This is a genomic window from Candidatus Pseudothioglobus sp. Uisw_041, assembly GCF_048087625.1.
GTDB lineage: Bacteria > Pseudomonadota > Gammaproteobacteria > PS1 > Pseudothioglobaceae > Pseudothioglobus.
Genome location: NZ_CP159805.1, coordinates 315,122 through 340,144 on the forward strand (window position 1 = coordinate 315,122; position 25,023 = coordinate 340,144).

General features: G+C 31.6%; 23 protein-coding genes. 22 read left to right on the top strand and 1 reads right to left on the bottom strand.

The genetic code is table 11. From position 1 onward, the window contains the following. Window positions 1–187: 187 nt before the first annotated feature. From gmd to ABXT44_RS01675, 15 genes are all read left to right on the top strand, one after another. Window positions 188–1,282: a GDP-mannose 4,6-dehydratase gene (gene gmd, locus ABXT44_RS01605; RefSeq protein WP_416687575.1), complete on the top strand. Its 1,095-nt coding sequence runs from the start codon at window positions 188–190 to the stop codon at window positions 1,280–1,282. 22 nt (window positions 1,283–1,304) lie between these two features. Then, window positions 1,305–2,270 carry a GDP-L-fucose synthase gene (gene fcl / locus ABXT44_RS01610; protein WP_416687578.1) on the top strand — a complete coding sequence of 322 codons (966 nt, stop codon included), beginning with the start codon at window positions 1,305–1,307 and terminating at the stop codon, window positions 2,268–2,270. Further along, window positions 2,267–3,361, top strand: a complete 1,095-nt coding sequence (locus ABXT44_RS01615; RefSeq protein ID WP_416687580.1) for a DegT/DnrJ/EryC1/StrS family aminotransferase — start codon at window positions 2,267–2,269, stop codon at window positions 3,359–3,361. Before fcl ends, ABXT44_RS01615 begins: the two co-directional genes overlap by 4 nt. A gap of 51 nt (window positions 3,362–3,412) precedes the next feature. Continuing rightward, window positions 3,413–4,132 (top strand): class I SAM-dependent methyltransferase, encoded by a 720-nt coding sequence (locus tag ABXT44_RS01620; RefSeq protein ID WP_416687582.1) that lies wholly within the window; start codon window positions 3,413–3,415, stop codon window positions 4,130–4,132. Further along, entirely contained in the window at window positions 4,129–5,169 is a 1,041-nt protein-coding gene (locus ABXT44_RS01625) for a glycosyltransferase family 4 protein (protein WP_416687583.1), read from the top strand. The genes ABXT44_RS01620 and ABXT44_RS01625 overlap by 4 nt, the downstream gene beginning before the upstream one ends. Window positions 5,170–5,397: 228 nt before the next feature. Next, a complete protein-coding gene (locus tag ABXT44_RS01630) occupies window positions 5,398–6,315 on the top strand; it encodes a glycosyltransferase family A protein (RefSeq protein ID WP_416687586.1) in 918 nt (305 codons plus the stop codon). Window positions 6,316–6,452: 137 nt separating this feature from the next. Continuing rightward, window positions 6,453–7,574 (top strand): glycosyltransferase, encoded by a 1,122-nt coding sequence (locus tag ABXT44_RS01635; protein WP_416687589.1) that lies wholly within the window; start codon window positions 6,453–6,455, stop codon window positions 7,572–7,574. 82 nt (window positions 7,575–7,656) lie between these two features. Further along, the gene (locus ABXT44_RS01640; RefSeq protein WP_416687591.1) at window positions 7,657–8,757 is read left to right on the top strand and encodes a hypothetical protein; all 1,101 of its coding nucleotides are present in this window, start codon (window positions 7,657–7,659) and stop codon (window positions 8,755–8,757) included. A gap of 12 nt (window positions 8,758–8,769) precedes the next feature. Next, window positions 8,770–9,576 carry a glycosyltransferase family 2 protein gene (locus ABXT44_RS01645; RefSeq protein ID WP_416687593.1) on the top strand — a complete coding sequence of 269 codons (807 nt, stop codon included), beginning with the start codon at window positions 8,770–8,772 and terminating at the stop codon, window positions 9,574–9,576. Between the two features lie 155 nt (window positions 9,577–9,731). Then, entirely contained in the window at window positions 9,732–10,550 is an 819-nt protein-coding gene (locus ABXT44_RS01650; RefSeq protein WP_416687596.1) for an NAD-dependent epimerase/dehydratase family protein, read from the top strand. Between the two features lie 29 nt (window positions 10,551–10,579). After that, window positions 10,580–11,683 (top strand): glycosyltransferase family 4 protein, encoded by a 1,104-nt coding sequence (locus tag ABXT44_RS01655; RefSeq protein ID WP_416687598.1) that lies wholly within the window; start codon window positions 10,580–10,582, stop codon window positions 11,681–11,683. A gap of 177 nt (window positions 11,684–11,860) precedes the next feature. Next, window positions 11,861–12,457, top strand: a complete 597-nt coding sequence (locus tag ABXT44_RS01660) for a sugar transferase (RefSeq protein WP_416687600.1) — start codon at window positions 11,861–11,863, stop codon at window positions 12,455–12,457. Continuing rightward, entirely contained in the window at window positions 12,447–12,857 is a 411-nt protein-coding gene (locus tag ABXT44_RS01665; RefSeq protein WP_416687602.1) for an acyltransferase, read from the top strand. The genes ABXT44_RS01660 and ABXT44_RS01665 overlap by 11 nt, the downstream gene beginning before the upstream one ends. Beyond that, complete coding sequence (locus ABXT44_RS01670; protein WP_416687604.1) at window positions 12,847–14,022, top strand: DegT/DnrJ/EryC1/StrS family aminotransferase; 1,176 nt, start codon at window positions 12,847–12,849, stop codon at window positions 14,020–14,022. The genes ABXT44_RS01665 and ABXT44_RS01670 overlap by 11 nt, the downstream gene beginning before the upstream one ends. Window positions 14,023–14,136: 114 nt before the next feature. Beyond that, window positions 14,137–15,855 (top strand): ABC transporter ATP-binding protein, encoded by a 1,719-nt coding sequence (locus tag ABXT44_RS01675; protein ID WP_416687606.1) that lies wholly within the window; start codon window positions 14,137–14,139, stop codon window positions 15,853–15,855. Window positions 15,856–16,187: 332 nt separating this feature from the next. On the opposite strand, the gene ABXT44_RS01680 is transcribed toward ABXT44_RS01675, so the two are convergent. Continuing rightward, entirely contained in the window at window positions 16,188–17,000 is an 813-nt protein-coding gene (locus tag ABXT44_RS01680; RefSeq protein ID WP_416687607.1) for a class I SAM-dependent methyltransferase, read from the bottom strand. Between the two features lie 342 nt (window positions 17,001–17,342). Here ABXT44_RS01680 and ABXT44_RS01685 point away from each other — a divergent pair, with 342 nt between their 5' ends. The 7 genes from ABXT44_RS01685 to ABXT44_RS01715 all read left to right on the top strand — a co-directional run bounded on the left by ABXT44_RS01685 (window position 17,343) and on the right by ABXT44_RS01715 (window position 24,944). Continuing rightward, window positions 17,343–19,136: an ABC transporter ATP-binding protein gene (locus ABXT44_RS01685; protein ID WP_416687610.1), complete on the top strand. Its 1,794-nt coding sequence runs from the start codon at window positions 17,343–17,345 to the stop codon at window positions 19,134–19,136. Then, window positions 19,133–19,858, top strand: coding sequence for a methyltransferase domain-containing protein (locus tag ABXT44_RS01690; protein ID WP_416687613.1), 726 nt, complete (start codon window positions 19,133–19,135; stop codon window positions 19,856–19,858). Before ABXT44_RS01685 ends, ABXT44_RS01690 begins: the two co-directional genes overlap by 4 nt. Further along, window positions 19,855–20,553 (top strand): class I SAM-dependent methyltransferase, encoded by a 699-nt coding sequence (locus ABXT44_RS01695; RefSeq protein WP_416687615.1) that lies wholly within the window; start codon window positions 19,855–19,857, stop codon window positions 20,551–20,553. The genes ABXT44_RS01690 and ABXT44_RS01695 overlap by 4 nt, the downstream gene beginning before the upstream one ends. A 17-nt stretch (window positions 20,554–20,570) precedes the next feature. Further along, window positions 20,571–21,296, top strand: coding sequence for a methyltransferase domain-containing protein (locus tag ABXT44_RS01700; RefSeq protein WP_416687618.1), 726 nt, complete (start codon window positions 20,571–20,573; stop codon window positions 21,294–21,296). A gap of 66 nt (window positions 21,297–21,362) precedes the next feature. Continuing rightward, window positions 21,363–22,199 (top strand): phytanoyl-CoA dioxygenase family protein, encoded by an 837-nt coding sequence (locus tag ABXT44_RS01705; RefSeq protein ID WP_416687620.1) that lies wholly within the window; start codon window positions 21,363–21,365, stop codon window positions 22,197–22,199. A gap of 112 nt (window positions 22,200–22,311) precedes the next feature. Beyond that, window positions 22,312–22,599, top strand: coding sequence for a hypothetical protein (locus ABXT44_RS01710; protein WP_416687623.1), 288 nt, complete (start codon window positions 22,312–22,314; stop codon window positions 22,597–22,599). Window positions 22,600–22,697: 98 nt separating this feature from the next. Further along, a complete protein-coding gene (locus ABXT44_RS01715; RefSeq protein WP_416687626.1) occupies window positions 22,698–24,944 on the top strand; it encodes an N-acetylneuraminate synthase family protein in 2,247 nt (748 codons plus the stop codon). Window positions 24,945–25,023: the final 79 nt, after the last annotated feature.

The following is a 25,023-nucleotide window of genomic DNA, read 5'->3' on the forward strand; positions in this document are numbered from 1 at the left end:
TTTTTATAGTGACGGTGTTTATCTGCATATATCAACACTATGTTAATTTGTCTTATGAGGTTGAAATAGAAGAAATACCTAATCCGTCTGCTGAACAACATAATAAATATCAATGGTTAACTATTGATGAGTTGTTAATAAGTAAACAAGTACATAAATACGTATAAGAATTATTTTAAAGTTAAATATGATAAATAATAAAGTAGCATTAATAACTGGTATCACTGGACAAGATGGTGCCTACTTAGCAGAATTCTTACTAGATAAGGGTTATGAGGTACATGGAATTAAACGTCGCTCTTCATCATTTAATACTGATCGTATTGATCATCTATACCAAGATCCTCACGAGATAGGGCGTAAATTAATACTCCACTATGGTGATCTGTCTGATTCAATGAGTTTGGTAAGTACTATTCAACAAATCCAACCTGATGAGATCTACAACCTTGGTGCACAATCCCACGTTGCAGTCTCATTTGAAACTCCAGAATATACAGCAGATACAGTTGGTCTTGGGGCGCTCCGTATTCTAGAAGCTATTCGTATCTTGGGTTTAGAGAAGAAAACCCGTTTCTATCAAGCCTCTACTTCAGAACTATATGGGGAAGTACAAGAAATCCCGCAAAAAGAGACTACACCATTCTATCCGCGCTCTCCATATGCTGCAGCAAAACTATATGCTTATTGGATTACCATTAACTATCGTGAAGCATATGGTATTTATGCCTGTAACGGAATTTTGTTTAATCATGAATCACCAGTTCGCGGTGAAACTTTTGTTACCCGTAAAATAACCCGCGCGCTTGCACGTATCTCCTTAGGCTTGCAAGAAACAGTCTATCTTGGCAATATGAATGCCAAGAGAGACTGGGGTCATGCCAAAGATTACGTTGAAATGCAATGGCTAATGCTTCAACAAGATGAGCCAGATGATTTTTGTATTGCCACAGGCCAACAATTCTCAGTTCGTGACTTTGTCAACTTTGCCTGGGGTCATCTAGATAGGTCTATTCGTTGGGAAGGTGAAGGCATGGATGAAAAAGGTTATGACAGTGAAACTGGCAATTTACTCGTAGCAGTTGATCAGCGTTACTTCCGTCCAACTGAAGTTGAAACATTATTAGGTGATCCGTCTAAAGCTAAAGAAAAACTAGGCTGGGAACCAAAAATAACTTTTGAAGAGATGGTACATGAGATGATGGAAAATGATATAAACATTGCTAAGCGTGATTCATTAGTTAAAAAACACGGTTTTAAAGTGCCAAACTTTAACGAGTAGAATAAGCACAAGTAAACTATTAATGAATCTTAACGATAAAATCTATATTGCAGGACACAGGGGCTTGGTAGGCTCTGCTATTGTCAGGCAATTAAAGTTAAGAGGTTTTACTAATCTTATTATGCGCACGCATAAAGAACTTGATCTTACCAATCAAGCAAAAGTGCAAAACTTCTTCATACAAGAAAAGCCCGACTATGTTATTTTAGCTGCTGCTAAAGTGGGAGGCATTCATGCGAATAACACTTATCCTGCAGACTTTATTTATCAAAACATGATGATAGAAGTTAATGTTATTAACTCGGCATATGAGAACAAGGTTAAGCGTTTACTATTTTTAGGCAGTACCTGTATCTATCCTAAAATAGCTAAACAACCTATGAGTGAAGATGCATTATTGACTGATTTACTAGAGCCAACCAATGAGCCATACGCTGTAGCCAAGATTGCAGGTATTAAGCTATGTGAATCGTATAATCGTCAGCACGGTACAGATTTTAGATCAGCTATGCCAACTAACTTATATGGCATAAATGATAACTTTCATCCAGACGACTCACATGTTATTCCCGCACTAATGCAAAGGTTCCATAAGGCAAAGGTCAATAATGATCCTGAGGTAGTAGTATGGGGGACGGGTAATGCCCTGAGAGAATTCTTATTTGTAGATGATATGGCAAAAGCCTCCCTGTTTATATTGGAGCTAGATGAGGATACTTATCAAGGTAATGTTCAACCAATGCTGTCACATATCAATGTTGGTACTGGTAAAGATGTAACTATTAGAGATATGGCGCAGATGCTGAAGCAAGTAATTGGCTTTAAAGGAAGATTGATTTTTGATACAAAAAAACCAGATGGTGCGCTAAGAAAATTGATTGATACATCACGTTTATCTAATATGGGTTGGAAGTATAGTGTAGATTTGAAAGAAGGACTTAAAAAGACTTATGACTGGTATCTGAAGGAAGATAGGTTATCAAAATGAATTCTATACCAATATCTAAGCCCAGTATTTCTCAAAAAGAGATAGAGTATGTTTTGGACGCAGTAAAATCTGGATGGGTTTCTTCGCTTGGTAAGTATATTGATATTTTTGAAAAAAATTTTGCTGATTATTGCGGTACAAAATATGCAGTAACCACCTCAAACGGAACTGCTGCATTACACCTAGCTTTAGTATCATTTGGAATAGGGCCTGGAGACGAAGTAATAATTCCAGACCTTACATTTATTGCTACTGCGAATGCAGTCAAATATTCTGGCGCTAAAGTTATTACAGTTGATATTGATAAGGACACCTTGTGTATTAATGAAGATGAAGTTAAGAAAGCCATCACTAAAAATACAAAAGCAATAATACCTGTCCATCTTTATGGCCATCCTGCTGCTATGATAGAATTAAATGAAATTGCTAGAAATCATAATCTTATAGTTATTGAAGATGCTGCAGAAGCGCATGGAGCTGAAATTAATGGTATTAAGGTTGGTGGGATTGGTCATGCAGGTACGTTTAGCTTTTATGGCAATAAAGTTTTAACAACTGGTGAAGGCGGAATGGTTACTACTAACGATAAAAATATTTATGATAGGCTAAAGTATTTAAGAGATCATGCTATGGATTCAGATAAAAGGTACTGGCATGAAGAGGTTGGTTTTAATTATAGAATGACAAATTTACAGGCGGCAATGGGTGTTGCTCAATTAGAAAGAATTAATGAAATACTTGATAAAAAAAAGAAAATATTTCAGTGGTATGAACAACAACTGCATAATGAATCAAAAATCAAACTAAACTTTGAAAGTGAAGGATATAAAAATGTTTATTGGGTTGTCTGCATAGAAATTAATGGCTTTGATGAAGAAAAAAGAGATTCTCTAATTGAAGCTCTTAAGGCTTCTGGAATTGATTCTAGACCATTTTTTTATCCAGTCTCTGATATGCCAATGTACAAATCAAATGATACAAAGATTGCACACTTAGCATCAAAAACTGGATTAAATTTACCTAGTTTTTTTGATATTACAAAAGAAGAGGTAGGTTATGTATGCAAAAATTTAAAAAAGCTATTACAATAAAAAATAATAAAATAGTCTCTATAATTCAAAGATATAACTCCTAAATTCACTATGCAAGATTATTATAACGGTTTTTATAAAGAGCTTTCAAGGCTAGATGAACTTGGAAATAACTTTACAAAGATAGAGTCTTTTTTGCCAAAATTAAATGGACATGAAAAAATACTTGATATAGGTTGTGGGCATGGGGGTGTTTGTCATAATTTAATTAAAAAAGGTTTTCATGTTTCTGGTGTGGAAATAAATCAAGAAGCAATTGCAAGTCTCAAGAAAAAGAATTTCAATGTTATTGAATGTGATATAACCAAAGAATTAAATATAAAAGAAAAGTTTGAAGTTGTGTTACTTCTTGATATCTTAGAGCATCTTTTTGATCCTTATTTGTTATTAAAAGAGTCAAAAAAAATTACTACTGAAGATGGATATATAATAGCAACTATCCCATTATATTTTGATATAGTTGACAGGTTTAAAATTCTATTTACAGGAAGCGTAATTAGTATGGACAATCTATGCTATGGAAGGGAAAACTATGAGAAATTTAGAAGCTATAACTATGATCATATTAGATTTTTTAGACCTAAAGAAGTATTTGAAATGGGTAACAATTTAGGATTAAAAGTAGATAAAGTTGAATACCAGGTCACAGGTTATGGTGGAAAAAATTTATTACTAAAAATTTTAACGAAGCTTATTGCAAATAAATATACACTAAATTTAAACCCTAGTCTTTTAGCGCATTCAATGAAAATTAGATGGAAGATTAAGTGAAAAAAGTAGGGGTTCTTGCTTTCTCCAGTATACATACTGGGGGCGTATTGCAATATACTCAAACATTAATAGATGCTCTTAATGAAGGTAGTGGTGAAAATTATAAGTTGGTAGTGTTTACTTTTAAAGATTGTACTTTTGATTCTGGGAATGCAGAAGTTAGAGTTGTTAAAAAACCAAATACTGGATATTTTAAAAAAAGTATTATTATGGCACAGCTTTTTTTTAATTTAAAAAAAAAATGGGGGCTAAGTAAGGATGAAATTCTAAAGTTTAATGGGATAGATCTATTTTTCAATCCAACCATATCTTTATATCCAAATTTTTATCTTGATACTCCATTTGTATTTACATTACATGACTTTCAAGAAAGATACTATCCAAAAAATTTTTCAAAAGTTGATAGAATAACTAGATGGCTGATGAAAAAAACACTGTCAAATTCTGCACAACACATCATATGTGAGTCTAATTATGTAAAAGAAGATATTTTGAATTTTTTAAAAACAGAAGAGTCCATGGTTAGTGTCGTTCCATCTCCACCAGCAAAACTGTTTAGTGATTTTTATTTTTACAAGAATGAAGCCTCTAATGTAAAATTGAAATATTCCCTTCCAGATCAATATATTTTTTATCCAGCTCAATTATGGATGCATAAAAACCATATTAGGTTAATACATGCATTTTCTGAACTAATAAAAAAGAATCCAGAGTTGCATTTAGTAATAACTGGAGTGAAGGAAAATAACTATTGGCGTGTTATTGAAACTATCAAACTTTTGAATGTTGAAGATAAGGTGTTACATTTAGGCTATGTAGATAAGAATAACATGCCGTATATCTATAAGATGTCTAAATTACTCATTATGCCTTCATTATTTGAAAGTATCAGTATTCCTATATATGAGGCATTCTCTATAGGGGTTCCAGTTTGTTCTTCCAATGTGGTTGCTTTGCCTGAGCAAACAAATGGGGGGCTTTATTATTCAACCCAAAAGATACTAAAGATATTGAAAATAAAATTCAGAAAGTGTTAAGTGACTCATCCTTACAGGAAGAGTTGATTCGTCGTGGAAGGTTAGTTATTGATAATCTTGATAATAATAAGTATGCAGCTAGTATTATTAAAATTGCATTAAAATTTTTAAAATAACTTTAGCCATAAGGATATTGTTGACAAATGGAAAAAGGTGTTTGATGAAAAATAGATATCTAAATTTGAAAGGGCGAGGCTTAAGATTAGAAGCACGGATACGGCATTTTTAATGACTGATTTTTTACAAATTATTATTTTATCTAGAGATAGAGTTGATCTTATTCAAAATTCAATTGATTCAGCAATAGCTCAAAATGAACCTGGGCTAGACTACGAAATTATTATTTCTGATAATTCTGATAATGACGATGTAAATGAATTAATAAATAAATATTATTTAAAAAGCAATAAAATTAAATATATTAGAAGGGAGCCTCCGTTATCAGGAAATGCTCATTATGAGGTGGTTATTTCTGAACTAAATGCTAAATATGCAGTAATTTTTCATGATGACGATATTTTGCACCCTGATTATATTAAGCAAATAACTCCATTGATATTGAATGATTCTATCGCTGCAGTGGGTTGTAATGCACTGACGTTTAATAATAAAATTGGTGACGCTACAAAAAAAACGCATAACTTCAAAAGTATAAAAAAATTTGATAATAAGAAGGATTTTCTTCAACAATACCTTGTTGGTAATGGAGGGATAGCGCCTTTTCCAGGGTATATCTACAAGACTAAATTTATACAAAAAATACCATTTAAATCTCTTATATCAGGGAAGCATCTTGATGTTTCTTTACTAGCTTCATTGTTAGATTATGGAGCAATCGCTTGGATTCCAGAAGCTTTAATGTATTATAGAGTTCACTTGAAGGGAGATAGTGCTACTGAAGTTATTCCTCATAGACTTAAGTATCTAAGATATGCTTATTCAGAGGGAATTGATAGAGAATCAAAATCAGTTTTTTTGTCTAGATATTTGTGGTGGTTTAATTGGATAAGACAGCAAGGTTCATTTACTTCTAATATTTCAAAATGGAAATATAGAATTGTAACAAAATTTCTTATTTTCAGGTTTTTTAATGTTATTTCCACTTCTTACTTTTGGTTTAAAATTTTAAAAAAAATGAGTAATTAAAATGACGTCTGATTCTAATTCTGTATTAAGATAATATTTTTGTGGCATAAAAATTAATTAAACATGCACTTTATCCTGTTCAATTAGCTAGGAATTTTAGTGCAAAATGTTCTATACATTCCTGATTAATAAAGTATATGAAAAATATTAAAATTTCAAATAAACTTAAAGTAATTCATGTTATTACATCTCCATGTGGTGGTGGTGCAGAAACTCTAGTAAGAGAATTAACTCAACGAACAAATGCTTTGGGCGTTAACTGTAAAGCGGTATATTTTAATTATTCGTCAGAATGTGCAAAAAAAATCGAGTTTTTTGACTATGAACTGAATTTACATGTGAATTATCGAAATCCTTTTGCAATAATTAAATTAAGAAAATTGTTTAAGTCAGAATTATCGGAATTACCAGAATCTTCTAGTTTGGTTATTCATACCCATTTAACATGGCCAATGTTTTTTGTGCCCTTTGCAAGTTTAGGGCTTCCGGTGAAGTTGATTTTTACTGAGCATGCCACTTTTAATAGCCGGAGAAATTACTTTTTTTTAAAATATATTGAAAGAGTATTTTATGATCGATATGCCCATGTAATTACTATTACTGAAGGGGTTAAAGATAGTTTGCAAAATTGGATAGGCTTTAGTTTGTCTAATAAAATCTCTACTATTGTTAATGGCGCCCGTTTTTTTCCTATTAAAGATAGAAAGCCACTTGGCAAATGCATAAAATTTATTTCCGTTGGCTCCTTGATATCTAAAAAAGGTTTTGATAGAACAATTAAAGCGCTCTCTCAACTTGAGAATATTGATTGGCAATATGAAATTATAGGTGAAGGCACTTTAAGGCATGAGCTTGAAAAGTTAATTGCTTCGCTTGGTTTGCAAGATAAGGTTGTAATGTCTGGTTGGAGCTCCATGTTAGAAGGAAAATACCATAACGCTGATATTCTGCTTGTTCCCTCTAGATCTGAAGGGTTTGGTCTTGTAGCAATTGAAGCCATGTCAACTGGATTACCAGTAATAGCATCTGATATAGAGGGCCTGAATGAGGTTGTTTCTGATTCTATTGATTCCTGTTTTTTAGTCAAAAATGCAAATGAGATTAGTGAGTGGCTTAATAAAATTAAATTATGCATTAATGCTTTAGAAAATGATCAGGCTTATATTGCTCAAAAGTCTTATCAGCATTCTCAAAAATTTACTTTAGAAAAAATGACCAAGGACTATATTGATTTATACATGCAGGTTATTAAAGAATGAATACTTTCTTCTTGATTGGTGGCAATTCGGATTGGCAATCTGGGTTAGACCTTAAAAAAAGATTGCTTGGTGCTGGTACTCGATGAATTCTAAATTAACTTTATCACGATTACTGAAATCAACAAATCTTTTTTGGTTGTCAATTATTGTTATTGTAGTGCTAAAATTTTTACTCTTTACCTATTTAATTGTATTTTTCCCTGATGCTCATCTTGGTGGTGGAAGTGATGCTGATTATTACCATAGATATGCTATAAACTTTGGTAGTTTTGAGGTATCTGATGGCAGTAGTTTTTGGCCAGTATTGTTACGATTCTTTAGTGATTCTGGCTTATATAATCGAGATATATTTAGCCTAATTTTATTCGTAATGTCCATAACTTTATTACCTTATTTATTCTACAAGCTTGTAAAAGTTCAAGCCAATATAATTAAACCTGTTAGAGCTGGATCATTTCTTTTGATTATTTTTTATCCAACGTTGTTTTACTATTCATTAGATGTATATCGTGAAGTTTTTATGTTTGGTGTTTTATTGCTCTCTTTATTGGTTTACAAAAAAAGCCTTGAGGTTAATTTGCTAAGAAGTACCATCTATTTCCTTATTTTCTTGGGCTTGACTTTCTTCTTATATATGCTGCGGCCTTATTTGGGTGCTGCACTAGGCGTAACACCATTTGTTTATTTGATTTTTTCTAAAACTAAAAAGTATATTAAGTCATGGATATTTTTGTATTTTGGGATATTGGTTTTGGCTAAAGTTACCGGGGTGATTGACCCAATACTTGACTATAGAGCGGGGTTTCAATCTGGAGGCTCAACATTAGGTATTGGGTTGCTTGATAAAAATCCAATTATGTTTCTTGTTTATTACTTGTACAGTCTCTTTGGGCAGTTGTTTGGTTTATTTCTGGTAAATATTATTGCAGTACTAGTTTTTCTTCTTGAGTCTGTTCCATTTATTATAGCATTTATCTATTTACTTAAAAATATAAGATTTATGACTAGGTTTTCGAGTTTCTTACTGATATTTTTTATTATTTACACTACCGTTTGGGTATTAGGAAATGATAATTTAGGTACAGCAGTTCGTTTGCGAATACCAAGTTATTTTTCTATTTTTGCTTGTATGTTTATTGTGTATCAGATGAAAAGTAAGTTTAGCTTTAATAAAATTGTTTAGAGGAGTATGAAAATGCTTGAAGAAGATAGGCCCATAGTTTCAGTTGTAACCTCACTGTATGATGCTGAAAAATATATTGAAGAAACTGTAAAAAGCGTGATAAATCAAACTTATGAAAACTGGGAAATGATTATAGTTGATGATTGTTCTTCCGATTCGAGTAGAGATATAGTAAGAAAGTTTGAGCGTAAAGATAATCGAATCAAATTAATAGAATCTAAAACAAACTTTGGAGGTCCCTCAAGACCTAGGAATATAGGTCTAGAAAATGCAAAAGGTAAGTATATTGCTTTTTTAGATTCAGATGATGTTTGGTTAGCAAATAAATTAGAAAAACAGATAGAGTTTATGAAAGATAATGACTGTGATATTGTTTATGCAATGGCAAATATTATTGATAAAAATGGTAAACAGCAAGGTCCCTCAAAAGACTCTAGAGTCTTTAATAAATTAAAATATATAATGAATAATGAAAATATACTTTTTTATACTAATTATATTAATATAAACACTGTAATGATGAAAAATTCAAATAATATAAAATTTACAGAAGATAAAAATTTAATTGCGTTAGAGGACTGGTATTTTTGGATCGAGGCTCAAAAAAGTTTAAAAATAACATTTCAACAAAAAATACTTGTTAACTATAGGGTTCATAATAGTTCAATTTCACAGAGAGGGTTAGATTTAGGATATAGAAAAGGTTTATATATGCTCTCCTGTCTTTTATTAAATAATAATATTTCATTATTTCATTATTCAATGAGTAGTTTATTTAATATAGTAAGAATTATTGCTAAAAAATTTGGAGCTATCTAAACTTAAATAGATGATTGGATCTGCCTGAGTGATTTTGAATGATTGGCTATACTAATTTCAATTTAGAATGCTTATTTCTTTACTTTAAAATTACAGGCAACATATTTTATATACCAGCTATTGTAGATTGTCAATAAAAGGATGAGGCGACAAATATGACTATAATAATAGGCAAGAATAGTAATTTATCACATCATTTGATAGGTAAATTAAACAATTCAACAGCTATATCTTCAAGAGATATTATGTCTGATATAAATATATTATCTAAATATAAAGAGCAGGAGGTGAATTTAATATTTAATAATTTTCAGCCAGCAGTAAAACTAAATGAAATGCTTAATACTGAAGAATACATAATGAATTCTATTGGTGTAACCTCTAAAGTATTAAACTATTGCCTAGTTGCTAATATAAATATAAATAAAATTATATATACAAGCAGTAGTTCTGCGTATGGCAATAATATATTTTGCACTGAAACTGATGAAATTATGCCCTCGAGTTTGCATGCTTCTTTAAAAGTTGCAAATGAAAAGATGATTGAAAAATTTTGTGAAAACAACAAGATTAACTATACCATTGTAAGAATATTTAATATGTATGGAGGGTTTGATAAGTTCTCTATCATTAGTAAGCTTATTTCTGCGATAAGAGACAATAAAGAGATATCAATTGTAAATTATGGGAATTCTATAAGAGATTTCATACATATTGATGATGTAGTTGATGTGTATAAAAAACTTTTAGAGGTTGAGGGCATTAAACTTATAAACATTGGAACGGGAATAGGAACTTCTGTTAAGAGCATAATTGATTTTTTAAAACAAAACAATATCAATATCAAAATCAATAATATTTTTAGAGACGAATTAGAAACTTCAACTGCAAATATTAATCTCTTAAATGAACTTCTAAATAAAGAATCATTTTTAAGAATAGAGGATTATGTTAAAAAAGAGTTAAGCTTTTGAGGAAGATTCTCATACTTACAACAATACCTATGAGTTTAGCTACTTTACTTAAGGGCCAAGCTAAATATTTGAGTGAGTTTTATGAAGTTAAACTTGTTACATCTAACTCTCATATAAATTCTAGAATAACTGAGTTTGAAGGGGTGGAGGTTAAGACTGTAGACATGTCTAGAAAAATAACTCCTTTTCAGGACTTAAGGGCATTATATAAGCTTTACAAGTTTATCTTAAATGAAAATCCTGATATTGTTTATACATTTACTCCAAAAGCTGGTCTCCTTGGTATGATGGCTTCTTTTTTAGCCAGAGTGCCAGTAAGAATACATAATGTTGTAGGTATGCCATTGATGGAAGCTAATGGAAAAAAGCTTATTCTATTAAAGTTTACTGAGCGATTGACATATTTTTTTTCCACTAAGATTTTTTGTAATAGCTTTGGACTAAAAGAACATATTAATAGCAACTTAACTTCATTACCTATTACTGTAATAGGCCAAGGTTCAATTAATGGCGTCGATACAAAGTACTTTAAAAATAAATATAACAAAGAGGAGGAGCTTAAAATAAGAGGTGAATATAATATATTGAAAGATGACTTTGTTATAACATTTATTGGAAGAATTGTAAAAGATAAAGGGATAAATGAATTGGTAGAATCATTTATAAATCTTGTAAAAAAATACCCAAATTTAAAACTTTTGTTAGTGGGTGATTATGAAGAAGATTTAAATCCAATTAATAAAAAAAATAAGAAATTTATAGATGAATTTGAATCTATTATAACTGTAGGTTTTAAAAATGACATTAGAAAGTTTTTAGGGATTACAGATTTATTTACCCTCCCATCATACAGAGAAGGCTTACCAAATTCACTGCTTGAAGCTGGCAGTTTTGGTATACCTTTGCTTGCAACTGATATAAATGGATGTAATGAAATTATTGAAAATAATGAAACGGGCATACTTGTGAAAAAGAAAGATGTAAAGAGTTTAGAAGAAGGCATAGAAAAACTGATAGTTAATAAGAAACTTTATTCATATATACGAGATAATGTCAGAGATAGGATCATAAAGAAATATGATCAAAATTATTTTTGGAAAGAGTTAAAAAATGAATTTAAGAAAGTTCTTTGATATATGCCCTTATAATATTTTTGTATACGGTTAACCCTGCCAAAATAGTGGTTGATTTTGGGTGGTGCCATCCAACAGGTAAAGTTTGTTAGATATTGATCTAAAAATGTTTCAATAGTATTTTAATAGAAAGTGGTTATAAGATTTTATGGTTAATTTGGCCTTGGGCATGAAAAAATGAAGCGTATATTTGATCTAGTTACGATTTTCTTTGGGTTAATAATACTGCTGCCTGTAATAATGCTAACTGCATTAGTGCTAATAAGTAAGTTAGGACTGCCAATATTTTTCCAACAATCTCGTCCAGGTTTGAATGGAAAAATATTTAAAATGCTTAAATTTAGGACAATGACTAATGATTATGATAAAAATGGAAGGCTTCTATCTGACGAATCTAGGATGACTAAATTAGGTAAACTTTTAAGATCAACGAGTTTAGATGAGTTGCCTAGTTTATGGAATGTTTTAAAAGGTGATATGAGTTTAGTGGGACCTCGTCCATTATTGGTAGAATATTTGCCTTTATACTCTATTCAACAGGCTAGACGTCATGAAGTTAAGCCAGGAGTTACAGGTTGGGCACAGATTAATGGACGCAATACAATTAGTTGGGATGAAAAATTTAATTTAGATGTGTGGTATGTCGATAATCAATCAATTTGGCTAGATATTAAGATATTATGGCTTACAGTAAGAAAAGTGATTGCCGGTAATGGAATAAATCAAGCTAATCATGCTACAGTAGAACGCTTTAAGGGTAATAATGGAAATTGATAGGTTTTCTAATTGGAAGTATCCAGATATTGAAGATGGGAAGCCCACAAAATATAATTGGGTTGTGCAAAATATAGATGGTTTAGATTTAGGGTTCAAAACCGATATTGGTGCTTTTTCATACATTAATGCCAAATATGGAGTTGTAATTGAAGACGAGGTGCAGATTGGGTCACACTGCTCTATTTATTCGACATCTTCTATTGATAATTCCTATGGTAAGGTTGTATTAAAACATAATTGTCGGATAGGAAGTCATTCAACGATTCTTCCAGGTGTGTCCATTGGTGAAAACTCGATAATTGGTGCACACAGTTTGGTAAATAAAGATATTCCTGATAATGTTGTTGCTTTTGGCATCCCTGCTAAAGTGTTGCGTAAATTGAATAATGATAAATAATCAATTTTCTCCTTGGCCATCTTTTACCCAAGAGGAAGCTGATGCAGTTCAATCTGTTTTACTATCCAATAAAGTTAATTATTGGACTGGTAACGAGTGTCGTGAATTTGAAAAAGAGTTTGCGGCTTGGTCAGATGCTAAATATGCAGTAGCTCTTGGAAATGGCACTCTAGCTTTGGACGTTGCATTTAAAGCTTTGGACATTAGCATTGGCGATGAAGTGATTGTGACCTCGCGCACCTTTGTTGCCTCCATTTTCTCTATTGTAAACTCTGGGTTGGTGCCTATATTTGCTGATGTAGATTTAGATACTCAAAATATAACAGCAGAGTCTGTTCGATCCGTAATTACAAATAAAACTAAAGCAATAGTTTGTGTTCATTTGGCAGGCTGGCCATGTGAAATGGATGCAATAATGCAGATTGCTAGTGAATTTAATTTATATGTTATTGAAGATTGTTCACAAGCTCATGGAGCAAAATACAAAGGTACATCGGTTGGTTCAATTGGACATATTGGTTGCTGGAGTTTTTGTCAAGATAAAATAATGACTACTGGTGGTGAGGGCGGCATAGTTACTACTAATGATGAATCTTTTTGGCGCAAGATGTGGGCATATAAAGACCATGGTAAGAGTTATGAGGCTGTGTATGAACGAGAGCATCCCGAAGGATTTAAATGGTTACATGAGTCATTTGGAAGTAATTGGCGCATGACTGAAATGCAAGCAGCAATTGGTAGAATTCAGTTAAAAAGAATGTCAGACTGGCATACTAAGCGCCTTATTAACGCCAATAAAATATGGAATAACACTAAGAAGTGTAAAGGTTTACGTACACCAAGTATTCCTGATTATATTGAGCATGCTGCTTATAAATGTTATGTGTTTATTGAATTAAAAGAATTAAAAAATGGCTGGAGTCGTGATAAAATTATTACAGAGATAAGCGCATTAAGTGTGCCGTGTTATTCAGGGTCTTGTTCTGAGGTATATTTAGAGAAGGCTTTTAGTGATACTGCATTTAGGCCTAAAGAAAGACTGATCAATGCGAAAGAACTGGGGGAAACTTCTTTAGTGTTTTTAGTGCATCCAACTTTAGCTAAAGATGAAATCCAACAAACGCTCGATGCAATTTCATCTGTCATGAGTCTGGCTACTAAATAATTATAAAAATATTGTTAACAAGTAGGACTGGCTCTAATACCTGTATTGAATTAATCAAAGCTTACTATGTAATATTTAGGTATTTCATACGCATTCAAAAACCAAAGAATAAAAATGGACTATATCAAAAAACTTAAAAACTTATTAGACATTGAAACAAAACGCAAATTGATGTGGTTAGTGGTATTTTCAATCTTTATGTCAATAGTTGAAACAGTTGGTATTACAGCAATTATGCCATTTATTGATGTTGCAACAAATTTTGATAATATCAACAATAACCAATATTATAAATGGGTGTTTGATTTTTTTGACTTTAATAATAATGTAAATGGAAAAATTAATTTTTCTATTGTTTTCGGTTTGACTTTGATTGGGTTTTATATCTTTAGAGCCAGTGTGAATTTGTCATATGGATATGTTATGGCGAAATTTACAGAGACTATTTATGCAAAAGTAACAAAAAGATTATTTACAACATATTTATCAATGCCGTATCTACTATTTTCTAGAAAAAATAGTAGTTATCTAACTAAGGCAATTGTTACAGAGGCACAACTTATGGGTTTTATTGTGACTGCTGTATTGATGATGTTAACCGAAGTCTTTGTAATTATTTTCTTATATACGACAATGCTGATTGTCAGTTGGAAAATAACCCTTGTCTTTACGATTATTCTAGCAACTTTAGTATTGCTATTAACTATGTCTATTTCTAAAAGAGTAAAGTTAATTGGTGTAGAAAGAGCTCAAGTACAAGGAAAATATTTTGAAATAGTTAATCGACTATTTGGAAACTTTAAGCAAAGTAAGTTAAAAGATAAAGATAGAATAAATGCAGATAATAATGAATTTCAAATGACAGTAAATAGATATACACATATAAATTCTGTTAATGCTTTTTTAGGCATAATACCAAGGATAGTTTTAGAAACTATTGGCTTTTCTTTAGTTATTTGCCTATTATTACTTCTTTTATATTTAAACCAAAGAAATGTGAGCTATTTTTTACCTACTTTAAGTTTATTCGTATTGGCTTTGTATCGTTTATTGCCATCGGTCAATCGTATTGTCAATAGTTATAATGCAGTTTTATGGCACCATAAATCAATTGATATTATTACTGAAGAACTTAATACCTTAAAGGAGGATTTATCAGATAAAAGTATAGTATTTAAAGATAGAATTGAGCTAAAAAATGTTAATTTTTCTTACCAGGACAGATTAGTTTTAAGTGATATAAGCCTAACTATTAATAAAGGTGAAAAAATAGGAATTGTGGGTGCAAGCGGTACAGGAAAGAGCACTTTGATAGACTTAATTATTGGTATACATCAGTTAAATCAGGGTGAAATAACTATCGATGGCATGCCATTAAATAACACTAATTTACAAAACTGGCGCTCACAGATTGGCTATATTCCACAGCAAGTTTATTTGTTTGATGGTAGCATCGCAGAAAATGTTTGCTTTGGAAAAATGCTAGATAAAAGCTTATTGGAGAAAGTTCTAAAGCAAGCAAATATCTTTGATTTTCTTGAAACTAAGCAAGGTATTAATACTTTGGTTGGTGAGGGCGGTATTCAATTAAGTGGAGGTCAAAAGCAGCGAATTGCTATTGCAAGAGCATTTTACAGTGAGCCAGATGTCTTAGTTCTAGATGAAGCAACAAGCGCACTTGATGAAGAAACGGAAAAGAAAATAATGGATGAAATTTATCTTGCAGCTCAAAACAAGACTTTGATTATTATTGCGCATAGGCTGAGTACAATTAAATTATGTAGTAAAATTTACGAGATAAAAAATAACTCTACACTAGTGAGTATTAAATAAATATTTTTGAATCATTCATTTAGCTTGAAGGCTACTCTAGAGCCTTTTTCAACTCAGGGATATTTAGATATGCTATCCAGATCGGATTTAAAAGATGTAATGTCAATTTATAAATACTTAACGTTTGAGGGTTTGTAGCCATTAACTAGAAATTTATTAATTACTTTAAGTATGGATCATGACAAGTATAAATTCTTTATCTGCAAAAGATTTAGAGATGAACCAAACATGAACTCGCTATCCTCGTCTGCAACAATAAATTTATCATATCCATATTCAAGTAGAAAAAAAGAAAACTCTCCATTTTGTCTGAATCTTTGATACAGCAAAAATCAGGAGGCGCTTACTGAATGATTCTCAACAGACAGTTTATTTAAACTTTCAATTTTATGCTCCGATTCTTTACTCATAGGCAAAATTCCATCAGATGCCCAAAAATATAGGTTATGCCTTGAAGGGTAAATTGTTTCAAAAACAACTACATTGGTAAAATGAGGGTTAAAAAACCGAATTAAATCTTCCTTACTCTTAAATTCATATTCATGTTGATGAAGAGATTTAGAGCCATCTATTTTTTCAACTATTGTGTAGCCACTAACAATACCATCCTTTGCAAGTCTTATTTTTATGTCTTTCATTATCAAGTCTATTTCTGTCTCTGTAAAGTGCTCTATAGCAGCATCCCAAACTATATTTTCAAATAGACCTTGTGGCATTTGAGTTCGGATATCAGCCAACACAAAATCAATATTTTTCGCACTATTCTTCTTTTTTGCTGTCTTAATTGCCTTTAAATCGAAATCACATGCAATAACTTTTTGAGAGCGATGGCTATAGAAATTTTTGGCATTAAAACCGTCTCCGCACGATAATTCTAATACAGATCCTCCTTTAAGTGCAAGTCCACCAAAAACACCTCGTTCCAGCCACAATGGGTTTTTTGTCTTATCCCATTGATAATATAAATCAATATTATGGTCAAAAAACTCAGGACCAGGGGGAAGACCCCAATGAATAAACATCAGCCTCTTATGAGCATTTTTGACCCAAAGTGCAGCAATATAGCATTCAAACTCAGTTATGAATTCAAGTAAATTTTTCAAAAAAAATATTTTTTTAGAAAATATTAATAGAAGTTTTTTCATTGTTTTAATAGCCAAAAAAATATTATTGATAATATTATATCTTTGTTTACAAAGCCTTCCTCTAAAATATGCGATGTTTTAAGGAGATATTTGTAGTCAACCTTTGTAATATCCTACTTTAACCCCAATCTTTTTTATCTTTAAGATGATTAATGAGAACATAGATGAACTATTGTCGTTTAGTGTATTCTTTTTGATAAATGAGTTGGTTGGATTGGAATTACATTGTGAACTAAAAACATGGAATGACTTTTTCATTAAAGGGCCCCATCCAAATTCATTTGGTCACTGCTGAGTGATTTTTTGTATGTACATAAAAATGGTAGGATTGATTAGACTAATATGCGCAGTTATTTAAAAGAGATAATTTTCCTTCTAGGGAAGGATAAAAAAAGAACCCCATATTTATTAATTCTATTTTTTAGTGTGTCGATATTTGACGTTATTGGAATAAGTATTATAGGGCCATATGTCGCACTAGTATTAGATCCAACTGTGTCACAAGGATGGCTAGGTAATATCATTATCTTACTAGGCTTACCACAACAACAATCTGACTTGCTCATTATATTAGGGTTAATACTAATAGCCATATTTTTTATAAAAACAATATTGGCAGTTCTTGTGCATCGTAACATTGTCAGCTTTAGTCAGAATAAGATGGCTGATTTGCGCTCTAAGCTAATGCAAACATACCAAATTATGCCCTACTCAGAATATGTACAGCGTAACAGTTCTGAATATATCTATAACATTCAAACTCTTACTGGTCAATATAATGCACAAGTTTTACAGCCTGTCCTTTATATTGTGAGTAATGGCATACTCTCACTAGCATTATTGATTTTGTTAGCTTGGCAAGATATCTTAGCTTTGGCTCTGTTTGCAATCTTGTTAAGCACCGTTATTTTTGGATATGATAGATTATTAAGAAGTAAAATTAAAAAATATGGAAAAGAAGTCAATATCGCGTCCACAACTTTGGTGAAAGCAGTTCAAGAAGGAATGGAAGGGTTAAAAGAGATACGGATCTTAAATAAAGAAAATTTCTTCTACCAATTGGTAGATATTAATGCAAAAAAGTACGCTAAATATAATACATACTCTCAGGTAGCTGGCATAGTCCCAAGATACCTTTTAGAATTAACAATAGTAATCTTTGTAGTCTTGTTAATAATTATTACTATTTCTAAAGGTGGCACCATGGAAGCAATGTTTCCAACACTGGTAATGTTTGGTGTAGCAGCTATAAGGCTACTTCCAGCTGCAAGTATATTATCAAGCAGTTTAATTAATCTACGATATAAAAGAGATGCGGTATCACGTCTATATAAAGATCTAAAAATCCATCAGCAGATAACAACTGATAGTCAATTGTTAACTAAGTTTTATTCACCAGCCGATATTCAATTTACGCCGTTCAATAGACTTGAACTAAAAAAAATAAGTTTTAAATACTCAAAAGAGGTTGAGAAATCGCTAGATAATATATCTATGACTATAAAGTCTGGGGATTCAATCGGTTTGATTGGTACTTCTGGTTCTGGGAAGACAACCTTAGTAGATCTCATGTTAGGATTATTAGATTCACAAGAAGGAACGATAAAATATAATGAAAAATCATTTGAAAAATCATTGCAAGAGTGGCGCTCACAAATAGCATACCTTCCGCAAGATGTGTTTATTATTGATAGTACAATTAAGCGTAATATTGCACTAGGAGTCAATGATGAAAAAATTGATGAGGAAAGAGTTGATTTAGCATTGAAACAGTCACATCTTCTAGAATTTGTAAATCAACTACCACAAGGAAAGGAAACCTCTCTTGGGGAACGGGGAGTAAGACTCTCAGGTGGGCAACGCCAACGTATAGCCCTGGCAAGGGCTTTTTATCACGGTAGGAACGTATTAGTGATGGATGAGTCAACGAGCGCCTTGGACAACGATACAGAGCGAGAGGTTGTAGCAGAAGTAGGGAGATTAAAAGGTGAAATAACTATGATTGTAATTGCACACAGATTATCCACCTTACAGCATTGTGATCGTATATATGAATTGAAACAAGGGCGTATTGTCAATAGTGGAACGTATCAAGAGATTTTAGAAGACTTATTAGAAAAGAATAGAACAAAATGAAACCTATAAAATTACAAAGTTTGGAAAATATAATACATAAGAACGACAAGTATTCAAAAGCGAGCTCTTCCCTTTTTGAATACAATCTTCATGCTAAGCATGATTTACAGGGTTGGCGAAATTTGCTTATTGATAAAGCAAGTAGATTTGCAAATAAAACAACAACATTGGACCTAGGGTGCGGGCATGGAGATAAAACATATAGAATGTTGATGAAATCCGACATTGCAATAAAAAAAAGTTATCTTATTGATTTTTCTGAGGTTGCAACAAAAGTTTTTAAGGGTAAGTATATAGAAGAGAATGCTGTTATATATAATGATGATGCACTATTAGCATTAGAAAATATAAAAAATAAAGAGATCGATATAGTGCTACTATTTGGCTTTATTCATGAGGTGGAAGAACGAGGAAAGCTTATAAATATGTTAAAAGATAGGATGTCTGAGAACTGTTTAGTGTTATTTTCAGATAATTTATTATATTTTACTGCGGAAGAAATATTTAGTGACTTGAATAGGCTATGTCTTCCAGCAACTACTTTTAAAAAAGTTTTTAAGTTTGGAATGTTTCACATATATAAATCAAAATCTAACATTAATGGAAAATCTAAGTATGTTTTTTTTAGACATATTGGAAGGATGGATGAAGTTTTTGGTATTTTTGGTAAAAAACATAGAGAATTTTTCAAATTTAATATACAAAGGGAGATAAAGCAATGAATGTATTGTCATCTTTAAAAGCAAAGGTTAAGACTTTATTAAAGTTACATGGAGATACATATCATGAGCCTGATGCAAGAGACAAGTATTTAGAGACAATAGAGTTAAGTTATCTTTATAGCATGTTCAACTTATTCAATAGAGTACAGAAAGTACCAGGTCATATAGTTGAGGTAGGCGTTGGAGCAGGTAGAAATGCCATAGTACTTGGGAAGTTATTAAAGTTTACGTCACAACATTCAAATGCAAAGTATTTTGGATTTGATACTTTTGAAAGTTATACCAAACTAGACTTGAAAGAAAATGATGGACTTAGTTCAACTAGATGGAAAGATAATAGCATTGAATTTGTAAAAAATAGAATAGATAATCATGGACTTAACAAAATTTGTGAATTTATTGTTGGTGATATAAGACGCTCACTTCCTGAATTTATTAAAGAGTCACATGCTAGGCATGGTGGTGATTCGCTTTATTGCAGATTGGTATATATTGATACTTCATCATATACCCCGTCAAAAGTGTCTTTGGAGGCTTTATACGAACTAGTTGTCCCTGGAGGTATTATAGCTATTGATCAGCGTAAACAAGGTGGAGAGTGGAAGGCGTTAGTTGAATTTTGTGAAGAGGCTGGTTGTAAATTAGTTGCAGGAGATAATTATAATGATGTGCCTGCTTATATCTTAAAAGAGTAATTTTAAGGAGTCAAAATATGGGAGTAATAAGAAATAATAAAGATGCTGGAGATGGCATTAAAGTAGAGGAAGGCTCTTGGTCGTTTGAGGGCAATGTAGCAAAAACATTTGATAGTCACATTTCTAATTCAGTACCATTTTATAAAGAATGCCATAGTCTTATTGGTGACTTGTCTCATTTTTTTATAAATAATGAGTCTGTATGTTACGACATTGGGTGCTCAACTGGCTCATTAATAAACAAATTATCATTATCATGTAATTCGAAATACACAAAATTTATTGGAATTGATGTTGTTGAAGAAATGATTGATTTTGCAAATTCTGAAAATAATCAGGACAATTGCGAATTTGTTTGCAAAGATGTCTTTGAATATGATCTTGAAAAGTCCGACTTAATAATAATGTACTACACACTTCAATTTATTAAGCCGTCGTTAAGACAGGCTCTTGTGGACAAGCTTTATGAATCTTTAAATTGGGGTGGAGCTCTTCTATTATTTGAAAAGGTGAGAGCTCCTGATGCAAGGTTTCAAGATATGACAACTTCACTATATAGCGACTATAAAATTAAACGTGGATATTCAAGCGAAGAAATTTTAAACAAGACTAGAAGCTTGAAAGGTATTCTAGAGCCTTTTTCAACTCAGGGAAATTTAGATATGCTATCCAGATCTGGTTTTAAAGATGTAATGTCAATTTATAAATACGTAACATTTGAAGGGTTTATAGCCATTAAGTAGAATTTTATTGTTTTAATTTGACTAGACTAAGAGTGAGATATGTTAAAAAACAATGAATAAAAATCTATGAAAAAAAATTTAGACTTAATCACACTTCATTCGATAAATGTTCCTGGTGCTCTCGATACTCTTGATAGATATGGTATTTGTGTATTAAAAAACTACGTGTCTTCGTCTGACATTTCAAATTTGCTTATCGAACATGAAAGAAGTTTTAATCTTGAAAACTGTGATGGAATTTATAGCACTGAAAAACACCCAAACAATAAATATGGCTTAGTTTCTAGAGGGAAAATAAATAAATTTAATGATAAACTTAGTACAGTAAGATCGATTTTTTCATCTGATTTTATAAAAGATATTTCTGATAGTTATTTTGGTTCAAAATCATCAGTGTGTGACGATATTTTTTTTACTCATGAAAAAGAGTCAAATGTTCCAATTTTGCCGTGGCATTTTGACAGGCAGCAGTCTTTAAAATTTTATATCAATCTAGTGAATGTTAATAAAACTAATGGGGCATTTGAATATGATATTGGCTCTCATAGGGAAGGACATTTTCGCGCTAATTTTTACATTTTATCTGGAGTAAAAGTAGGGGACATTCCCAATGATATCCCAGATAATGAGCTACATAACCCAACAACAATTATAGCAGATGCTGGTGACTTAATTATTTTTGATCCAGATGGATTTCATAGGGGTGGTATTATTATGGAGGGTCAACAAAGAAAAGTAATAAGAGGGCAATCACACCCGATTCCAAATAGAGGATATACAGCAAGATTTTTCGATACTCACTGGTGGCTTCAAAGCCCTTTAAATTTAATGAAGTTTTTAAAAAATAGTGCAATAAGAAATATTCCGAATAAAAGACTAACAAGAGCAAATACAAGAGGATGATTTATATTAATGCTAGCCATGTTAAAGGATTGATATCTTTGGTAATGTATAAAAAATTTATGATAAGTTTAATAATGATGCTGAACTAGTTTTATGGGGCGCAGACAATACTATGCGGGAGTTCTTGTATGTTAATCACTCAATATGGGGCATAATAATAGAGTACACATCAGAAGACATAAGCAGCTTGTTATTAATTCCATCTCCTAAAAAGGTAATTATAGGTAGAAGTGTAAAAAACATGGATTCAGATAAAGACACCGTATTTATGTCTAAATTAAACACTTTATTGTTAATGCATGCCAAGTATTATAATAAATCTTTACAAACTGATATCGTTACTATGGGACACTTTAAGTGGGTTGTAGGATTTTTTGTTGCAACGATAGTGGGAAAATAACGATTGTTACAATAATAAATACTTCAAGTTTTCAGATGGCAAGCTACTTTACGAAGAGCGGATATAAATTTAATAGATATCATTTTTAGGAGAAAATTTTGTACTATATTAGAGATATAGATAATTATCAAGTTTATTCAGATACAAAGCTTACTGAGATTGTAGAGTTGCAGAAAATAAACGAAATTAAATTTCTTTGTGTGATAAATTCTATGAATTGCATTATTGGCATTATTTCACTTGGTGATATTGTGAATGCATTAGCCAAAAACGGTTCTGTAAAAAATATTACAGCAGAAGGCGTAATGAATAGTAAATTTGCCTATGCAAAGAAACATGACAAGAAAAATACCTTAATCCATCTTTTGGAGAAGTATAAATTTGTTCCTGTCTTGGACAGTAATAAAAAAATCAAATTAATAATGGCGGGCGACCCTTTAAAGCGTGAGTTTAAAATTGGTAATCACCAAATTAAAAATCAAGAAGATTATATTCTAATCGCAGAAATTGGTAATAACCATAATGGAAGTTTAAAAAAGGCTTTTGAATTAATTAGACATGCTAAAAGTAGCGGAGCAGATATTGCTAAATTTCAGATGCGAGATTTAGATAGCCTTTATGGGGATAATTCTATTTCACATGATCTTTCAACTGAATATGTAATCAATCTTTTGAAAAAAATGTCGCTTACTAATAACGAGATGTGCCAATGTTTCGATTATTGTAAAGAGATTGGTATTACGCCACTTTGTACTCCGTTTGATTTAGTTAGTCTTGATACATTAGAAAAATATGGCTTAGATGGGTATAAAGTGGCTTCTGCTGATTTGACGAATCATGAATTACTGACTGCATTAGTAGAGACTAAAAAACCATTAATTGTCTCAACTGGCATGTCTAGTGACGAAGATATTGATGCTGCAATTTCATTATTAGAGGAAAACTATGTGAATTACGCACTTTGTCATGCAAACTCTACTTATCCTGTGCCATTTTCAGATGTACATCTAAACTACATTGATAATCTAAAAAGAAGAACAAATTCTGTAATTGGTTATTCAGGACATGAAAGGGGGTGGCACATTCCGCTAGCAGCATTTACTAAGGGCGCACAGATTATTGAAAAACACTTTACATTGGATAAGAGTTTAGAAGGTAATGACCATAAAGTTAGTCTACTGCCTGGTGAGCTATCTGATTTAAATCAATGCCTTTCTGATTTATCTCAAGCATTAGGTATTGGCTATAAAAGACAGCTCACTCAAGGTGAAGCAACTAACAAGGTTGCCCTAGCTAAGTCACTTTTTTGTGTTAACCCTATCAAGCAAGGGGAATTAATTTTAGAGTCAAATATTGTTGTCATGTCACCAGGAAATGGTTTGAGTCCTCGTCATAGAAAAGCACTAATTGGCAGACCGTCTAATCGTGATATAGAGTCAGGGCAGCCATTCTACTCAATAGATTTAGAGGTTGAGCAAAAAATAGAAAAGATTAATCCACCGAAATATTTTAAATGGTGTATTCCTGTTAGGCATAGGGATGTTTATAGATTGTATGAAATATTTAACCCTCCAGCAATAGAATTTCATTTATCCTTCAAGGATTTGTTAATAGATGATAAAAAAATATTAACCAGGCCTTTGGGGTGTGAAGTAATTATCCATGCGCCAGAGCAGTTTGATGGTGACTTTGTTATTGACCTATTTTCTGACGACAATAATATAGTTGAACAATCTATAAAATTACTTAATATGGTTTTTATTAAAGCAAGAAAAATTTCTAGTCTTATAGGGTATGAGGATAAACCCAAGATTATCATCAACTGTGGGGGACATACAACAGATGGTTTTTTAAGTGATATAGATGTCAAAAGGATGATTAATAATTTTGCAACTAATATTGAAAAGTTAGATTTTTCTGGTTGCAGGTTTCTCGCACAAACTATGCCACCCTATCCATGGCACTTTGGAGGGCAATCTTTTCACAATCAGTTTACCAGCGCAGAGAATATTAATGCTATCTTAAATAGCACGAAAGCTAAAATTGAAATATGCCTAGATACATCCCATAGTTATATGTGGTGTAATCATACTTCTGAAAATTTTAATCGATTTATAGATGAAATTTCATGCCATGTGACACATATTCATATTTCAGATGCATCAGGTGAAGCTGAAGAAGGCTTACAAATTGGTAGAGGGGATATAAATTTTGTACATATGTTAGATTCATTAAAAAGCTTAAAAAATAATGCTACACTTTTGCCAGAGGTATGGCAAGGGCATGATAATTTTGGAGCAGGATTTAAAATTGCACTAGAAAAATTAAATGAACTTCATTATTAAAAAATATCAATAGTTTTTTTGGAAGTTAGAGGATATTTATTGATATTAAATTATACAATAATATGACTATAAGCGAAAA

Excerpts from the sequence above, each read along its gene's own strand:
- gmd (WP_416687575.1), top strand. The coding sequence starts at position 188 with ATGATAAATAATAAAGTAGCATTAATAACTGGTATCACTGGACAAGAT.
- fcl (WP_416687578.1), top strand. The coding sequence starts at position 1,305 with ATGAATCTTAACGATAAAATCTATATTGCAGGACACAGGGGCTTGGTA.
- ABXT44_RS01615 (WP_416687580.1), top strand. The coding sequence starts at position 2,267 with ATGAATTCTATACCAATATCTAAGCCCAGTATTTCTCAAAAAGAGATA.
- ABXT44_RS01620 (WP_416687582.1), top strand. The coding sequence starts at position 3,413 with ATGCAAGATTATTATAACGGTTTTTATAAAGAGCTTTCAAGGCTAGAT.
- ABXT44_RS01630 (WP_416687586.1), top strand. The coding sequence starts at position 5,398 with ATGACTGATTTTTTACAAATTATTATTTTATCTAGAGATAGAGTTGAT.
- ABXT44_RS01635 (WP_416687589.1), top strand. The coding sequence starts at position 6,453 with ATGAAAAATATTAAAATTTCAAATAAACTTAAAGTAATTCATGTTATT.
- ABXT44_RS01640 (WP_416687591.1), top strand. The coding sequence starts at position 7,657 with ATGAATTCTAAATTAACTTTATCACGATTACTGAAATCAACAAATCTT.
- ABXT44_RS01645 (WP_416687593.1), top strand. The coding sequence starts at position 8,770 with ATGCTTGAAGAAGATAGGCCCATAGTTTCAGTTGTAACCTCACTGTAT.
- ABXT44_RS01650 (WP_416687596.1), top strand. The coding sequence starts at position 9,732 with ATGACTATAATAATAGGCAAGAATAGTAATTTATCACATCATTTGATA.
- ABXT44_RS01655 (WP_416687598.1), top strand. The coding sequence starts at position 10,580 with ATGAGTTTAGCTACTTTACTTAAGGGCCAAGCTAAATATTTGAGTGAG.
- ABXT44_RS01660 (WP_416687600.1), top strand. The coding sequence starts at position 11,861 with ATGAAGCGTATATTTGATCTAGTTACGATTTTCTTTGGGTTAATAATA.
- ABXT44_RS01665 (WP_416687602.1), top strand. The coding sequence starts at position 12,447 with ATGGAAATTGATAGGTTTTCTAATTGGAAGTATCCAGATATTGAAGAT.
- ABXT44_RS01670 (WP_416687604.1), top strand. The coding sequence starts at position 12,847 with ATGATAAATAATCAATTTTCTCCTTGGCCATCTTTTACCCAAGAGGAA.
- ABXT44_RS01675 (WP_416687606.1), top strand. The coding sequence starts at position 14,137 with ATGGACTATATCAAAAAACTTAAAAACTTATTAGACATTGAAACAAAA.
- ABXT44_RS01680 (WP_416687607.1), bottom strand. The coding sequence starts at position 17,000 with ATGAAAAAACTTCTATTAATATTTTCTAAAAAAATATTTTTTTTGAAA.
- ABXT44_RS01685 (WP_416687610.1), top strand. The coding sequence starts at position 17,343 with ATGCGCAGTTATTTAAAAGAGATAATTTTCCTTCTAGGGAAGGATAAA.
- ABXT44_RS01690 (WP_416687613.1), top strand. The coding sequence starts at position 19,133 with ATGAAACCTATAAAATTACAAAGTTTGGAAAATATAATACATAAGAAC.
- ABXT44_RS01695 (WP_416687615.1), top strand. The coding sequence starts at position 19,855 with ATGAATGTATTGTCATCTTTAAAAGCAAAGGTTAAGACTTTATTAAAG.
- ABXT44_RS01700 (WP_416687618.1), top strand. The coding sequence starts at position 20,571 with ATGGGAGTAATAAGAAATAATAAAGATGCTGGAGATGGCATTAAAGTA.
- ABXT44_RS01705 (WP_416687620.1), top strand. The coding sequence starts at position 21,363 with ATGAAAAAAAATTTAGACTTAATCACACTTCATTCGATAAATGTTCCT.
- ABXT44_RS01710 (WP_416687623.1), top strand. The coding sequence starts at position 22,312 with ATGCGGGAGTTCTTGTATGTTAATCACTCAATATGGGGCATAATAATA.